10 protein-coding genes are annotated in these 15,446 nt (G+C 72.4%); 6 read left to right on the top strand and 4 right to left on the bottom strand.

What is annotated here, in order from left to right:
* Nucleotides 1-2: 2 nt before the first annotated feature.
* From ACIOSR_RS12060 to ACIOSR_RS12050, 3 genes are all read right to left on the bottom strand, one after another.
* Nucleotides 3-1,067: a glycosyltransferase gene (locus tag ACIOSR_RS12060; RefSeq protein ID WP_402752746.1), complete on the bottom strand. Its 1,065-nt coding sequence runs from the start codon at nt 1,065-1,067 to the stop codon at nt 3-5.
* On the bottom strand, nt 1,064-5,779 hold the full coding sequence (locus ACIOSR_RS12055; protein ID WP_402752745.1) for a PKD domain-containing protein: 4,716 nt from the start codon (nt 5,777-5,779) through the stop codon (nt 1,064-1,066). Before ACIOSR_RS12055 ends, ACIOSR_RS12060 begins: the two co-directional genes overlap by 4 nt.
* A 114-nt stretch (nt 5,780-5,893) precedes the next feature.
* The gene (locus ACIOSR_RS12050) at nt 5,894-6,550 is read right to left on the bottom strand and encodes a hypothetical protein (RefSeq protein WP_200412374.1); all 657 of its coding nucleotides are present in this window, start codon (nt 6,548-6,550) and stop codon (nt 5,894-5,896) included.
* Nucleotides 6,551-6,715: 165 nt separating this feature from the next.
* On the opposite strand from ACIOSR_RS12050, the gene ACIOSR_RS12045 reads away from it, so the two are divergent.
* Nucleotides 6,716-8,278, top strand: coding sequence for a glycosyltransferase family 39 protein (locus ACIOSR_RS12045; RefSeq protein WP_402752744.1), 1,563 nt, complete (start codon nt 6,716-6,718; stop codon nt 8,276-8,278).
* On the opposite strand, the gene ACIOSR_RS12040 is transcribed toward ACIOSR_RS12045, so the two are convergent.
* A complete protein-coding gene (locus tag ACIOSR_RS12040) occupies nt 8,226-9,542 on the bottom strand; it encodes a hypothetical protein (RefSeq protein WP_402752743.1) in 1,317 nt (438 codons plus the stop codon). The genes ACIOSR_RS12045 and ACIOSR_RS12040 overlap by 53 nt on opposite strands.
* Nucleotides 9,543-9,823: 281 nt before the next feature.
* Between ACIOSR_RS12040 and ACIOSR_RS12035 the strand changes: the two genes are divergently transcribed.
* From ACIOSR_RS12035 to ACIOSR_RS12015, 5 genes are all read left to right on the top strand, one after another.
* Nucleotides 9,824-12,349 carry a nitrous oxide reductase family maturation protein NosD gene (locus tag ACIOSR_RS12035; protein ID WP_402752742.1) on the top strand — a complete coding sequence of 842 codons (2,526 nt, stop codon included), beginning with the start codon at nt 9,824-9,826 and terminating at the stop codon, nt 12,347-12,349.
* A gap of 120 nt (nt 12,350-12,469) precedes the next feature.
* Nucleotides 12,470-13,144: a tRNA (adenosine(37)-N6)-threonylcarbamoyltransferase complex dimerization subunit type 1 TsaB gene (tsaB, locus tag ACIOSR_RS12030; RefSeq protein WP_159824993.1), complete on the top strand. Its 675-nt coding sequence runs from the start codon at nt 12,470-12,472 to the stop codon at nt 13,142-13,144.
* A 2-nt stretch (nt 13,145-13,146) separates the two neighbouring features.
* Nucleotides 13,147-13,680 carry a ribosomal protein S18-alanine N-acetyltransferase gene (rimI, locus tag ACIOSR_RS12025; protein ID WP_173153387.1) on the top strand — a complete coding sequence of 178 codons (534 nt, stop codon included), beginning with the start codon at nt 13,147-13,149 and terminating at the stop codon, nt 13,678-13,680.
* Between the two features lie 68 nt (nt 13,681-13,748).
* Nucleotides 13,749-14,786, top strand: coding sequence for a tRNA (adenosine(37)-N6)-threonylcarbamoyltransferase complex transferase subunit TsaD (tsaD, locus tag ACIOSR_RS12020; RefSeq protein WP_173154850.1), 1,038 nt, complete (start codon nt 13,749-13,751; stop codon nt 14,784-14,786).
* Nucleotides 14,787-14,903: 117 nt separating this feature from the next.
* Nucleotides 14,904-15,308 (top strand): DUF4190 domain-containing protein, encoded by a 405-nt coding sequence (locus ACIOSR_RS12015; RefSeq protein ID WP_123571267.1) that lies wholly within the window; start codon nt 14,904-14,906, stop codon nt 15,306-15,308.
* The last annotated feature ends 138 nt before the right edge of the window (nt 15,309-15,446 follow it).

Genomic DNA, 15,446 nt, shown 5'->3' with positions numbered 1-15,446 from the left:
GCTCACGGGCGCGCCCGGCGTCCGCCGACGGCACGTCGACCACGGGTCGCGGCGATCGCCCGACGGTAGGCCGCGACGTGTGCCTCGCCGGCGCGGTCCCAGTCGCGGGCCGACAGGTCGGGGCGCGCGTCGTCCTCGAGCCGTGAGGCCGCGTCGAGCGCGTGCTCGACGTCGTCGGGACCGAGTTCGTCGGCGTACTGCTGGACCCAGTCGGCTCCGACCTCGTCGGCCAGGCGGGCGTTGACCTCGTTGGCGGGCACGAGCACGGGCCGGCCGAGCGACAACGCCGTCAGCACCCCGCCCGAGTTGTGCATCTCGCGGTAGGGCAGCACGACCAGCTCGGCCCGGCGCACCACGTCGATGAGGGCCTCGTCGTCGAGGAAACGCAGGTCGAGGCTGACCCGGGGATCGTCGGCCGCGAGCTGCTCGAGCCCGTGGGCGAGCTCGGGCGTCGAGGGCTTGCCGGCGGCGTGCAGCCTCCGGTCGTCGCCCCGGACGCCTCGGAAGGCCCGGACGAGGCCGTCGACCCCCTTGTAGCGGCGGATGAAGCCGAAGTACGACACCCGGCCTGCCTCGCGCGACGGCCACGGCCAGCGGGCGAACCAGTCGACGTAGTGGCCGTGGGGGATGAGCGCGCCGAGGGCGTCGGCGTGCTCGGGCGTCTCGTCGTTCAGCCGCACCCAGAGCGCGGTGCGTCGCTCGATCCAGCGCAACAGGACGCGCTCGCGCCGGGAGATGCCGCTCGGCAGCTCGAGGTTGTGCTCGGTGCGGACGATCGGGGTGCGCGTCAGCCGCAGCTTCGTCACCAGGGCGACGGTCAACGCCTGACGCACGAGCGCCTTGAGCGGGCTCTGCCCCGAGACGAGGATCTCGGGCCAGTGCACGTGGAAGACGTCGTAGCGGCCCAGGAGGGCGCCCTTCCAGTCGAAGGTGCGCACCTCCACCCCGGGCACCGCGCCGACGGCGTCCCGGAGCATCACGAGGTAGGGGTTCGTCGTCGGTCGCGGTCGCGGGAACGACTGCTGGACGACGAGCCTGCTCGCGTGCTCCGGGGCGGCGTCGGTCACGGCTTGAAGACGCTCAGGTCGTCGAACGAGACCGTCTGCGGGGCGTTGGTGGTGCTTCCCGAGGTGTAGGCGCCGAGGGCGACCGAGCCGGGTGCCTGCAGGCCGGCGAAGGTGTCGGTGGTCGACACCGTCCAAGCCGTGGGCTCCGCGGTGCCGTCCGCCCAGACCTTGGCGCGGATCGTCGTCGTGCCCGAGCCGCTCACCTCGAGTCGGACGTTGAGCTTCGCACCGGGGGCGATCGTGCCGGGCACGAGCGTCTCGCCCACCAGGTTCACGCCGGAGGCCGATCCCTTGAAGGCGGTCAGGGCGACGACGGCGCGTCCGTCGGAGCGGTAGCGCAGGGTCGCACGGTACTCCGAGTTCGTCGCCACCTTGCGGCCGGTCACGTAGACGAAGGTGCCGCCACCGGTGGCCGCCTTGTCGAGGCTCACGCTGGTGCGCAGGTCGGCGTCGGTCGTGCTGACGCCGGTGAGTGCCATCGAGGTGTTGTAGCCCGCTGCCCCGAGGAACTGCGTGCCGACCCCGCCGGTCACCGCGTACTGCGACGCGCTGCCGGTGCGGGCCCAGGTGCCGCCGACCTCCGCCGTGCCCCAGCCGCCCGTCACCGAGCGTCCGAAGCCGTCCTTGACCGCGGCCGTGACCACGGGAGGCGCGGTGACCGTCACCGTGGAGGTGCGGGTCGCGGTGGCTCCCTTGTCGTCGGTCACCGTGAGGGTCACGGTGTAGGTGCCTCCGACGGCGTAGTCGTGGGCCGCCGTGCTGCCGGTCGCCGTGCCTCCGTCGCCGAAGTCCCAGGCGTACGCCGTGACGGTGCCGTCGGAGTCGGTCGAGGCGCGTCCGTCGGTCGAGACCGAGAGGGCCTTGGCCGACGTCGTGAACGAGGCCGTCGGAGCAGCGTTCGGGATCGGCGCGACGGTCACGCTGCCGGTCGAGATGCCCGTGGCGCCCTTGTCGTCGGTCACGGTGAGGGTCACCGTGTAGGTGCCGGCCGCCGCGTAGGTGTGCGCGGCCGTCTTGCCCGTGGCCGTGCCTCCGTCACCGAACGTCCAGGCGTAGGCCGCGACGGTGCCGTCGGGGTCGGTCGACGCGGTGGCGTCGGTCGAGACGGCCAGTCCCGTGGCGGCGCTCGTGAACGAGGCCGTCGGGGCCACGTTCACCGGGGGAGCCGGGGCGACCGTGACCGTCCCCGTCGAGGTGCCGGTGGCACCCTCGGAGTCCGTCACGACGAGCGTCACCGTGTAGGTGCCGGCAGCGGCGTACGTGTGGTTCGCGGTCGGACCCGTTGCGGCGACGGTGCCGTCACCGAAGTCCCAACGGTACGACGCGACGGTCCCGTCGGAGTCGGTCGAGGTGCTCGCGTCCACGGCGACGGCCAGGTGGTCGACCACCGAGGTGAACGCGGCGGTCGGTGCCGCGTTCACCCGGGGCGCCGTCACGGTGACGGTGGCGGTCGACGTGCCGACGGCTCCCTGGTCGTCCGTCACGGTGAGGGTGACGGTGTAGGTGCCCCCCGCGGCGTAGGTGTGCGAGGGGGTGGCGCCGCTGGCCGGGGCGCTCCCGTCGCCGAAGTCCCAGCCGTAGGAGGCGATCGTCCCGTCGCGGTCGACCGAGGTGCGGCCGTCGAAGGCGACGCCGAGACCGGTGGGCGTCGAGGTGAAGGCCGCCGTGGGCGCGGCGTTCGGCTTGTTCGCACCGAGCGCGTAGTGCTGCGCGACCGTGGTGGCGTCGAGGGGTCGGGCGTAGACCGCGGCCTCGTCGAGGCTCCCGGCCCAGTAGCCCGAACCCGAGTTCCACGAGCTGTCGCCGCCGAGGCGCCAGAACCCGCGGTAGCCGTCCGAGGCCGTGGTCGGGTTCGACCCGACCTGGGCGCCGTCGACGTAGAGCTTCATGCCGTCCGAGCCCTGCGTGGCGACCACGTGGTGCCAACGGCCGTCGTTGTAGCTCGCCGTGCTGCTCGCGAGGTTCATCCGACCGGTCCAGTTGCCGAACTGCAGGCGACCATCCTGCTCCATGTACACGTGGCGGTCGTAGTTGCCGCTGTAGCCGGTCTGCTGGTTGCCGAAACCGATCAGCTTGCCGCCCGAGGTCGTCGTCGTGTTGAACCAGGTCTCGAGCGTGTAGTTGTTCGGGGTGTCGTACGAGGTGGTGGTCGCGACGCCGGCGTCCTGGCCGTTGAACGTCGCCGACTGGCCGGAACCGCCGACGGCGGACGTGCCGCCGGTGGCCACGCCACCGCTGACGACGCCGTTGGTGCCGACGGGCGACGAGTCGGCCGAGACGGTGGAGGCGTCCCCGTCGAGGCGGAAGTACGCCTCGGGGTCGTCCTGGAACACCCGGGCGCCGTAGGCGTCGGCCGGGGCCTTGGGCAGCTTGCTCGTGCGGCCCGAGGCGACCCACTGGCCGTCGACCTGCTTGGCGCTCAGGGCGGCCGGGTACACGGAGACGTCGTCGATGTCGCCCTGGAAGTACGGGGCGCCGTCCCAGTTGTTGTCACCGCCGATGCGCCAGTAGCCCGTGTAGTCCTGGCCACCCGTCGTGCCGGCGTCGGTCGCGACCTTCTTGCCGTCCACGAAGAACGACTGGCCGGCCGAGCTCAGCGTGCCCACGACCTGGTGCCACTCACCGTCGTTGAGGGCGGTCGGGCTGGTGATGATGCGGGACGAACCCGGGTAGACGCCGAAGGACACACGGCCCCGGGGGTCCATGTAGAGGTGCCGGTCGTACGAGTTCGAGGCGCCGGTGCGGTTGCTGCCGAAGCCGATGATCTTGCCACCGGTGGTCGACGTGGTGCGGAACCAGGCCTCGACCGAGAAGGTCTGCGGGCCGGCGATGGCCGAGGTCGTGGACGAGAGGCCCGTGTCGGTGCCGGAGAAGGTGCTGGCGCCGTCGGAGTCGGACGTGGTCTGACCGGTGGTGCCGCGGGTCACGCCGGCCTGGGCCTGCTGGTCGTCGTAGCCGACCCAGTCGTAGACGGTCGAGCCGCTCTTCTCGCCGAGGCGCCAGAGCGAGGTGGCTCCGTCGGCGGCGACCTGCTTGACGTAGGGCGAGGCCTTGTCGGCGGTCACGGTGACGTCCACGCCGTCGCCCAGCACGGTGTTGCCGAGCGGGTCGGTGGCCCGGATGCGGTAGCTGTGCGTGCTGCCGGGCGCGAGGTCCTTGTCGACGAAGCCGAGGGCGGGACGCTTCCAGAAGGTCGAGGCGGAGGTCGTCGTGTACACGGGGTTGGTGAGGTCACCGTCGCGGTAGACGGCGTAGCTCAGGTTGGCGTTGTCCTTGTCCCAGTTGGACTGCCAGCTGACCCGGACCGTGCCGGACGACAGCGAGACCAGGCTCGGGGTGAAGAGGGCGCCGGAGGCCTCGGGGCCCGTCTTGTTCGGGGCGATGCTCGACACCGCGAAGCGCACGAGGCCGTTCTGCGCCTTGCCGTTGACGGACGGGAACTCCCCGCCGTAGACCACGTACTTGTCGTTGGCGGCGACGCTCCACGGGCCCTGGCTCAGGCCGGTGTAGGTGCCGGTGGCGAAGTCGGGGAACCAGTTCAGGATGCTGGGGGCGGGAGTGCCGGCGAAGTTGTAGTAACCCATCGGGTCGTTGGTGATGGTCTGCGTGGCCGAGTCGCTGAACGCCATGGCGCGCTGGAAGGTCCAGGGGTTGGTCTGCGGCTGTCCGCCGATGTTTCCGCAGTAGTGCGGGTGGCCGGCGACGTAGACGGCGGTGCTGTTGGCCGCGACCGAGTAGGTGTCACCGTGGCAGTCCTCGACCCACTGGAGGTCGCCGTTCCAGGTCGCCTTGAAGGCGCCTTCGAGTCGACCGCCGCCGCCGAACGTGTAGCCCGACCCGTAGAAGCCGTTGGCCGTGGCGCTCAAGCTGTAGATGGCCGCCTGGCCGCCACCGTTGCGGACGACGTCGTTGGCCTGGACGGGCAGGTTGGCCGCCGAGGTCGCGTCGACCATGGCGAGCCCGTACCCGGGCTGCGACGAGCCGTTCACCGAGCTGAACGAACCGCCGAGGACGATCTTCGAGCCGTCGGGGCTGGCGACGAGGCCGAGCACGTCACCGCCGGCGATCTGCGGAGCCCACGGGAGGTTCGTGCCGTTCGAGGCGGTGACCGCGGCCGCCTTGGCGCGCGTGTCCTTGCCGATGCTCGAGAAGACGCCGGCGATGTAGACGTTGGGGCCCACGGCGGCGATCGCGTTCACGGTGGCGTTCGTGCCGGGGTTCCAGCTGGTGACGAGGGCGCCGGTGGTCGGGTCGAGGGCCGCGAGGCGGTACTTGTTGACGCCGTTGACCTTGGTGAAGGCGCCGCCGATGTAGAGACGTTTGCCGTCGGGGGACGCGGCGAGGGCCTTGACCTGCCCGTCGATCACCGGCGCGAACGTCGTCGAGAGCGCTCCCGTGGTGATGTCGTACGCGAGGAGGTAGCTGCGGGGGACCTCGTCGACGCCCGCTGCCGAGCCCGCCGGGCGGGCCTTCGTGAACTTGCCCGCGGCGTAGACGGTGTTGCCCACGATCACCTGCGTGAAGACGGACCCGTCGATCTGGGGTGCGGGGAGCGCGTCGGCCGTGACGGTCGCCGGCGTCGACGGCGACGTCGGGTCGAGGGGGGCGGAGTCGGCCGCAGCGGGCTGGACTCCGACCAGGACGGACAACAGCACGGCGGACGCAGCGACGATCGCGGGGAGACGAAGGCGCGACGAGACGGTTCTTCCCATGGGGGAGCCTCATTCGGGTCGGGTAGGCGTCATCGGCATTCGGGTACCGATGGCTTGACGACTATAAGGTCCCCCCAAGGGGGGACAATGGCCCCCGTTGTGGGTACAGGGGTATTACGAGGTCGATCCCTCGAAGACGACGACCGGCACGTCGACGGCGTAGTCGAAGGTCAGGCGGAGGTCGGAATGCCCGTCGACGGGCACGGCGAAGACGTAGACGCCGTCGGCCGTGGCTCCCGCGGCCACGCTCGCCGGGAACGAAGAAGTCCCGGTCGAGAACGTGTTCGCGGGTGTGCGGTCGGCGCCGTAGGCCAGGTTGACCACGACGGTCGAGAGGTCCACGGGAGCAGCCGACGAGTTGTACACCTCGAGTTCGGCACGGACGGCCGGGCCGGTCACCTCACCGGGCAGCGCGGCCTCGCCGTCGACCGCGTCGAGGCTTTTCACCCGGACCGTCACCCCGTCCACGACGGCGGGCGACTCGTCGAGGCCCACGGGTGGTGCCTCGGGTGTGTCCGGCCCCGCGGCGGGAGGCACGGTGTCGGTCGGGGCCGTCGTCCCGTCGTCCGACGACTCGCCGGTCGTCGGCGAGCTCGAGCCCGACCCCGGTCCGGCGGCGCCGGGTTCGTCGGCGTCGCCGCCCGAGACGGCGGGCACGACCACGAAGGCGACGACGAGGGCGAGCGCCACGGCGACGGCGGCCAGCGCGATCACCAGGCGCCGACGGGACCTCGTCGGTGTGGGGTCGGGCGTCTGGTCGTCTGACGACATGGTGGCTCCTCGGTCGGGTGGCCCGTCCCGCCGGACGCCGGTGGGGTCCAGGGCCGCTGCTAGCATGCCAGCACTCCGGGCCACCCGCACCCGACCCGACGGTCCGGTCGCCCTCTCCCTCGTCCCCGAGGCGACGGCTCGCGGTCGGCACGCACGAGGACGGCCATGACGACCACCACCCCGACGACGACCCGGCCGGCCGGGTCCTCCGCGTCCTCGAGACGACCTCGCGCCTCCTCGATCGGCGTCCCGCTCGCGCTGGGTCTCGCCGGCACCGCCGTGGCGCTGGTCGGTTCGTCGACGGTGTCGCTGTGGACCGACGAGGCCGCGACGGTCTCGGCGGCCACCCGCAGCCTCCCCGAGCTCTGGGCCCTCGTCCAACGCATCGACGCCGTGCACGCCGCCTACTACCTGCTGATGCACGTCTGGACGACCGTCGCCGGGACCTCCCCGGTGGCTCTCCGCCTCCCGAGCGCGGTCGCGGCCGGAGTCGCCGTCGTCGGCGTGCACCGGCTGCTGGTCGTGCTCGGACGCCGGGACGCCGCCGTCGCGGGTGCGGTGGTCGCCGTCGTGCTGCCGCGCATCACCTGGATGGGGATCGAGGCGCGCTCCTTCGGGCCCAGCGCGGCCGTGGCCGTGTGGGCGACCGTCCTGCTCGTCGTCGCGCTGAACCGGGGAGGTGCGGCGCGGTGGATCGGGTACGCCGCCCTCGTCGGGGTGGGCACCGCCCTCAACATCTACGTCGCCCTGTTGGCCGTCGCCCACGCCGTGACCGTGGCCGCCTGGCGTCGGGTCCCGGTGAGGCGCCGCCTGGCCTGGCTCGCCTCCGCCGCGGCGGGCGGTCTCGTGGCGTCGCCGGTGGTGCTGCTGGCCGCCGGTCAGCAGGGGCAACTGGGCGACAACGACCTGGGTCTCGTGCAGATCGCGCGGGGGATCGTGGTCAACCAGTGGTTCCTCGGGGGGACCCCCACGCGCGTGGACTCGACGGCGTCGCCCACCGAGCCCTGGGCGCTCGCCTCCCTGGCCCTGGCCCTCGTGGGGTGGATCGCGATGGCGGCTGCGATCGTCGCCGGGGTGCGCGGCCGTCGTGCCGGGCCGCTGTGGGTCCTCGTCCCCGTGCTCGTCGTGCCCACCGCCGTCGTGGTCGGCTACAGCCTGCTGGTGAGCCCGCTCTACAACCCCCGCTACTTCACCTTCGCGGCGCCGGCGTGCGCGGCGCTGGTCGGAGTCGGCGTGACCGCACTCCGCCACCGTGGCGCCCGGGTGGTCGCCCTCGCCGTGATCGTCGCCCTGTGCGTCCCGGTCTGGCTGTCGCAACGTCAGGTCACGGGGAAGAGCGGCACCGACTGGTCCGAGGCGGCAGCGGTGGTCGAGCGGGGCGCGCGGCCCGGCGACGGGGTCTACTTCGCGCCTCTCGACGCCGATCCGCCTCGGGTCGTCGAGCGGTCGACGTCCAACGTCGCCGTCGTCTACCCGGATGTCTTCGACGGTCTCGTCGACGTCACGGTCCGCAGCCGGCCCGTCGACCAGGACAGCCTGCGGGGGACGGCCTGGCCCCTCGGCTCGCCGGAGGCGAGGCTCGACGCGGTCGACCGCCTCTGGGTCGTCGAGCCCGCCGACGAGCCCACGGCCCGCGCCGACGACGTCGTCCTCGAGACCGCCGGCTTCGAGGTCGTCAGCCGGTGGGCTGGCGGGATGACGGCAGTCGAGGAGTGGCGCCGACCCTGAACCGGTCGATCCCGTCGCGGGCCACCGGCACGAATGCCAGGGCCAAGGCGACGACCAGGGTCGGGAACGCGCTGTAGAACGGCGCGAAGAAGAGGTTCCAGCTGCTCTGCGCCGCGGTGTAGAGCAAGATGCCGCTGGCGGTGCCCTCGGCGATGCGACGGACGACGCCGACCCCGAGGATGCCGAGGACGACGGCGGACAGCACGAGCCCCACCACGCCCGACTGCGCCCAGAGGTCGCCGACGACCGAGTGCAGCTCGAAGTGCCCGCCGAACATGAACCGCTCGACGTAGCCGTTGTCGGGTTGGTACCCGATGCTGCTCATGCCTTCTTTGGCGATCTGGATGTCGCCCGCCGTCGGGACGACGCCGGCCCCGAAGCCCCAGGGGTGGTGCTCCATCAGGGCGGCGGTGGCCGCGAGCTCGGGGCGCCCGCCCAGGATGAGGGAGCCCGAGACCCTGAGCTGCTCCACGCTGCGCGACTGGGTCGCGAGGCCGAGGTAGCCGTCGAGGATGAGGGCCTGACCGAGCTGGAAGACGACGACCCCGAGGACGCCGAGCCCGATCAGGACGGCGGCGGCCGACGGACGCCGGTGCGGGCGGACGATCGCCAACTGGGCGAAGACCAGCAACGCCGCGAGGAGCAACAGGCCGAACGCCGAGCGGAAGTCGCTGAGCGCGGCGACGATCGTCAGGGCGAGCAGGACGGCCAGTTCCCACCGGCGTCCGTACCGGGCGGCGAGGGCGAGGGCGATGACCGTCACCGGCAGGGCGAACCCGAACTTCCAGGGGTTGCTCGCGAAGAGCGGTGTGCCCGTGCTGAAGCCCAACGCCAAGCCGATGCCGAACCACAGGACGGCCCGCTCGGGCGTCAGGACCTCCGTTCCCCACAAGAAGAGGCCGACGCCGAGGAGGGTGCCGAGGAGGATGACCGTCATCGGCACCGTCGAGGGCGACGACGAGACGTGGTCCCCCGAATTGGCGACGCCCAGCCAGAGCCCGAGCGCGACGGCCAGGAGGCCCGCCACCATGAACGGGACCCCCCAGTGGTGGCGCCGCAGCGAGCCCCACCACACGGGCAGCAGCAGGGCGGCCACGACGAAACCCGCCTGCATGCCCTGCGGCAGGGTGAAGCGCATGCCGAGCACGACGAGCGCGGCGGCGGCGATCGCCCGGACCCAGGCGCGCGCGTCGCCGGGGGAGGCGCGGGACCGCTCGGGACGGCCGGCCGCCGGCGCCGACGGGGCGGCTCGGAGCAGCGTCATGGGACGAACTCTAGGCGACGCCCGCGACCTCGACGACCCCCGTCCTGGTGTCCCCCACAGTGCCGACACCCGAGGGGGAGCCACCTTGTTGGGGGCTGACGCCCCCTTGCGGAGTACGCGTGAATGTAACAAGATCACCTCTTGTCCTGACCGGGTGAGATTCCGTCCCCTCAGATCCATCCCGCGCAAGCCCCCGTCCTGGGGGCACGGCGTGGTGTTCTTCCTCTCGCACGAGCCTCCGTCCCCGAGGCATGTCGCGGGATCGCCCACACCTTCCCTTGATGAAAGCAGTGACGATGCCCAGCGCCCCCGAGCACCGCCTCTCTCCGCCCGTCCGCGTCCGCACCGCCGTGGGTGCCCTGGCGACGGCCCTCGCCGTCGTGGCCGGGGTCCTCGTCCCGGTCACCAGCGCCTCCGCGGCCCCGACCACGGTCGCCACCGACTCGTCGGCGCGCACGTCGACCACCGGTTGGGGGTCCGCCGACAAGGGAGGGGCCTGGTCGACCTGGTCCGGTCCGTCGAAGGCGTCCTTCACGGTCGGGTCCGGCACCTCCACCATCTCGGACCTCGCTCCCGGTTCGACCGCGACGGCGACCCTCGCGAGCGTGTCGGTCAAGGACGTCGAGGTCGAGGGCACGGTCTCCCTGCCGAAGACCAAGGCCGGCTTCTACCAGGGCTGGGAGCTCCGTCGCCAGGGTGACGGCTCCGCCTACCGAGGCCGACTGGAGTCGGGCAGCTCGGGCAAGGTGGCCCTCGCGGTGACCAAGGTGAAGAAGTCCGGCGAGACCCTGCTCGGCCGCGTCGCCCTTCCCGCCAGCGTGACTCCGGGTTCGACCCTGGCCGTCTCGTTCCGGGCCGAGGGCACGACCGCCGTCGCCCTCAAGGGCAAGGCCTGGGTCGACGGTTCCGCCGAGCCGGGTTGGCAGCTCGCCGTCTCGGACTCCGCGGCGGACCGTGTCTCGCAGGGCGGGTCCGTGGGCCTCTGGCAGTACGCCAGCGCCGGCAACACGGCCCGCTCGAGCACGTCGTTCGACGACCTCGTCGTCATCGGCAGCCCGTCGGACGCCACGCCGGCGCCCACGCCGACGCCGACGCCGACGCCGACGCCGACGCCTGCACCTGCACCTGCTCCTGCGCCTGCTCCAGCTCCAGCTCCTGCTCCGGCGCCCGCGCCCGAGGTCGCTCCCGCCGGCTCGCGGGGTTCGCTCCCCGTCGGCTCGGCCTCCTACCCCGTTCCCTCGGGCGCGATCGTCGTGTCGCCGTCCGGCGACGACGGCGCGGCCGGAACGCAGGCGGCGCCGCTGCGCACCCTCGCGGCAGCCGTCGCCAAGGCGAAGTCCGGGGCGACGATCGTCCTCCGTGCCGGCACCTACAACGAGAGCGTCGTCGTGCCCTTCCAGAAGAAGGTCACGATCCAGTCCTACCCCCGCGAGGCCGTCTGGCTCGACGGCTCCGTCCCGGTCACGTCGTGGTCGCGGTCGGGTTCGGGGTGGAGCACCCCGTGGTCGGCGTTCCCGTCGTCGGTCATGGACAACGTGGCGGACAACCCCCGCTTCGTGTCGCCGTCCTTCCCGCTCGCCGCTCGTCCCGACCAGGTCTTCCTCGACGGGGTGCAGCTCACCCAGGTGACTCCCGACCGTCTCGTCCCGGGCACCTTCGCGGCCGACCCGGGCTCCGGGCGCATGCTGATCGGCAGCGACCCGGCCGGTCACTCGATCCGCATCAGCAACAAGGCCCAGGCCATCTGGGTGCAGTCGCCCGACACGACGGTTCGTGGCTTCGGCGTCCGCGGATACGCGACTCCCTACGCCGAGCGAGGCGCCATCCGCCTGGGCAACACCGGGGCGACGGCCGAGAACCTCGTGATCCAGGACAACGCCATGATCGGCATCAACCTCGAGAACAACGGTGGCACCCTGTCGAAGCTGACGGTCGAGCGCAGCGGCCTGCTCGGCATCGGCACCAACGCCTCGTACGACCTGAGCATCACCGACTCGGTGATCCGTCAGAACAACTGGCAGCGCTTCAAGGAGGCGCCGGTCTCGGGCGGCATCAAGATCACGCGATCACGCGGCGTCACCGTGTCGAACAACGACATCAGCCGCAACTACAGCTCGGGTCTCTGGCTCGACGAGTCCGTCTACGACAGCAAGGTCATCGGCAACACGGCCGAGGGCAACGAGTGGACGGGCATCCAGCTCGAGCTCTCGAGCAAGGCCGTCGTCGCCGGCAACACCATCACGGGCGGCAAGGCCGGACTGCAGATCTTCAACACCGACGACGTCCGCGTCTACAACAACTCGATCGGCGGCTTCAGCCAGTTCGGCATCAAGGTCACGCAGGACGAACGTCGGCAGGCCACGGCCTCCACCGGCCAGGACCGTCGCCGTCCGTTGCCCGACCCGACGGTGACCTGGGTCACGGGCAAGATCACCATCGCCAACAACGCCTTCGGCAGTGGTGGTTCGTACCAGATCTTCGTCCTCGACGGCAAGACGAACCGGTCGGCCGACTCCATGGGCATCACGGTGACGGGCAACGCCTTCAACCAGCGACGCACCACGGCGCAGGCGACGCTCGTCGGCTGGGGGGCCGGGGACAACAAGACCGTGACCCGTCTCGACTCGGTCGCCGCCCTGTCGGCCAAGAACGGATCGTGGCGCAACGTCGAGACGTCCGGGGTGCTCGACCTCGGCGGCATGGGCAGCCTGCTCGCCTCGTCGCTCGGCATCGTGTCCACCCTGCCGGCGGACGTCGCGGCGCTCCTCGGGCAACCCGGGACCGCCCGCCGCATCGGCGCCTTCTGATCGACCGACGACGCCCGGCACCTCGTGGTGCCGGGCGTCGTCGCGTCCGGTCCGGGGTCGATCGGGCGACCGGTCGAGGAGGCGCGGGTCGCCTCGTCGACACCGCCTACGATTGACCCCGTGATCCTGGCCATCGACACCTCCGCCGGCTCGTCCGTCGCCGTCGTCGACCGCGACGGCGGCGTCCTCGCCGAGCACACGGTCGCCGACACCCGGCGACACGCCGAGGTGATCGGCCGTCTGATCGACGACGCCCTGCGCGAGGCCGGCGTGACCCCGTCCGAGCTCTCGGCCGTGGTGGCCGGTCGGGGCCCGGGCCCCTTCACCGGCCTGCGCGTCGGCATCGCCGCCGCCCGGGCCTTCGCCTTCGGTGCCGGGGTGCCGTGCCTCTCGGTCGGCAGCCACGACGCGGTCGCGTTCGAACGGCTCTCGGCGGCGGCGGGCCGTTCCGTCGGCACCGCCGGCGGGTCCGTCGACTCGCCGCTCGTCGTCGTCACGGACGCCCGTCGCCGCGAGGTGGCACACAGCTCGTGGTCGGGGCTCGACGACGACGGCCTGCCCGTGCTGGTGGCCCGCCCCGCCCTCGTGAGGCCGGCCGACCTCGACGAGGCGACCGGCGCCTCCTCGTCCTGGCCGCGCACCGACCCCGACGCGACGACGGTCTCGGCGGCCGCGCTGGGAATGCTCGCCGAGCGGCTCTTCGAGCACGGCCGCGCCTTCGCCGCCGCCGAGCCGCTGTACCTGCGCGAACCCGACGTCACCCCGTCGGCCGGCCCGAAGCCGGTCACGCAGTGAGCGTGCTGCTGCGCACGGCCACCCTCGACGACCTCGACGGCATCATGGCCATCGAGACGTCGACGTTCCTCACCGACGCCTGGTCGCGGGCGAGCATGACGCACGAGCTCACCGCCCCCGGCGGTCGCTACCTGGTCGCCACGGCCGAGGGCGACGACACCACCGTCATCGGTTACGCGGGCATGCTGGCGCTCAAAGGGGCTCCCGAGGCCGACATCCAGACCATCGCCGTCCTCGCCGAGCACCAGGGGCGCGGGCTCGGACGGGCGATGCTGACCCAGCTGCTCACCGAGGCCCGTCACGGCGGGGTGCGCGAGGTGTTCCTCGAGGTGCGGGCGGACAACCCCGGGGCGCAGCACCTCTACGAGACGCTCGGCTTCGAGCGCATCGCCGTCCGTGCCCGGTACTACATGCCCGACGGGGTCGACGCCGTCGTCATGCGACTGCGCGTCCCGCCGGCCGTCACCGAGACCACCGCGGGCCCCCTCGAGCCGATCGACGACGTGCCCCTCGACGAACAGGACGTCCGCCCGTGACCGCGACCCGCGCCTCCTCGTCCGCCGCCGAGCAGGCGGCCGCCGAGCCCGCCGTCCGCGAGCCCCTCGTGCTCGGCATCGAGACCAGCTGCGACGAGACCGGCATCGGCATCGTCCGCGGACGCACCCTCCTCGCCAACGTCATCTCGTCGTCGATGGACGAGCACGCCCGCTACGGCGGCGTCGTGCCCGAGGTCGCCGCGCGCGCACACCTCGAGGCACTCGAGCCCGCCCTCGCCGCAGCGCTCGCCGAGGCCGGCGTGACGACGGCCGAGCTCGACGCGATCGCCGTGACGAGCGGACCCGGGCTCGCCGGGGCGCTCATGGTCGGCGTCGGTGCCGCCAAGGCCCTCGCCCTGGCGACGGGCAAGCCCCTCTACGCCGTGAACCACCTCGTCGGCCACGTCGGGGCGGACGTGCTCCGCGCCGACGGCAGCGAACTCGAGTTGCCGACCATCGCGCTGCTCGTCTCGGGCGGTCACACCTCGTTGTTGCACGTGCGCGACCTCGTCGACGACGTCGAACTGCTCGGCGAGACGATCGACGACGCCGCGGGTGAAGCGTTCGACAAGGTGGCCCGCCTGCTCGGCCTGCCCTACCCCGGCGGGCCGCAGATCGACCGCGTCGCCGAAGGCGGCGATCCGAGGGCCGTCCGCTTCCCGCGCGGGCTGACCCTCCCGAAGGACCTCGCGAAGCACCGGTACGACTTCTCGTTCTCGGGGCTGAAGACGGCCGTCGCCCGGTGGGTCGAACAGCGTCGCAGCGAAGGAGGCGCGGTGCCCGTCGCCGACGTCGCCGCCAGCTTCCGCGAGGCCGTCGCCGACGTCCTGCTCACCAAGGCCCTCGCGGCCTGCGCCGACCGGGGCGTCCCCCGCCTGCTGCTCGGCGGGGGAGTCGTGGCCAACGCCCGCGTGCGCGAGCTCGCGGCCGAACGCTGCGCGGCGGCCGGGGTCGAGCTGCGCGTGCCGCCCCTCTCGCTCTGCACCGACAACGGTGCCATGATCGCGGCACTCGGTGCCGAGCTCGTGTCGCGGGGTCGGGCGCCCTCGCCTCTCGACTTCGGGGCCGACTCGACGCTGCCCGTGACGACGGTCCAGGCCGTCTGAACCCGCTGCGGGGCCCGGGCGGCCGGCCCCCGGTCGCAGGCCATGGGTCGCCGATAGCATGGGCGCTCGACCGACCGCGGCCGTCACCGGCCGACCCTCAGCAGAAGGACGTCTCCGATGACCGACCAGAACCCCGCCCCCCACGGCCAGCCCTCTCCGCAGAATCCCTACCAGGGCCAGCAGCCGGCCTACCCGGGGCAGCCCTCCGGTGGTCAGCCCTCGTACCAGGGGCAGAACGGCGCTCGTCCCGGTCAGCGCAACACCCTCGCCCTCGTGTCGATGATCCTCGGCATCGCGGGCTTCGTGACCTCGATCACGGCCATCGGTGCCATCGTGACCGGCCACATGGCGTTGAGCCAGATCAAGAAGCGGGGCGAAGAGGGCCGGGGGATGGCCCTGACGGGGCTCATCCTCGGCTACGTCGTCGTGGCGCTGACGATCCTGACGATCATCCTGCTCTTCGTCGTCTTCGGTGCGATCGCCAGCAACCCCGACCTCTACGACGGCAGCTACAACTCCTGAGGCCGCGGGCACGCCCCCGAGGGCGTTGCCTCCCAGGGGCCGCTCATCGGCGGCCTCGCTAGCATGACGGGGTCCGCACCGGACGGTGCGGGCCCTTTCGTGTCCCGGGACGCGACCGTCACGGGTGTGACCGGCCGC

Origin of the sequence: Frigoribacterium sp. NPDC087798 (assembly GCF_044742985.1) — a bacterium.
Classification (GTDB): Bacteria; Actinomycetota; Actinomycetes; order Actinomycetales; family Microbacteriaceae; genus Frigoribacterium.
This window is presented reverse-complemented; position numbering and strand designations above follow the sequence as displayed.

Coding starts and splice junctions, on each gene's coding strand:
- ACIOSR_RS12055 (WP_402752745.1), bottom strand. CDS start 5,779: ATGGGAAGAACCGTCTCGTCGCGCCTTCGTCTCCCCGCGATCGTCGCT.
- ACIOSR_RS12050 (WP_200412374.1), bottom strand. CDS start 6,550: ATGTCGTCAGACGACCAGACGCCCGACCCCACACCGACGAGGTCCCGT.
- ACIOSR_RS12045 (WP_402752744.1), top strand. CDS start 6,716: ATGACGACCACCACCCCGACGACGACCCGGCCGGCCGGGTCCTCCGCG.
- ACIOSR_RS12040 (WP_402752743.1), bottom strand. CDS start 9,542: ATGACGCTGCTCCGAGCCGCCCCGTCGGCGCCGGCGGCCGGCCGTCCC.
- ACIOSR_RS12035 (WP_402752742.1), top strand. CDS start 9,824: ATGAAAGCAGTGACGATGCCCAGCGCCCCCGAGCACCGCCTCTCTCCG.
- ACIOSR_RS12015 (WP_123571267.1), top strand. CDS start 14,904: ATGACCGACCAGAACCCCGCCCCCCACGGCCAGCCCTCTCCGCAGAAT.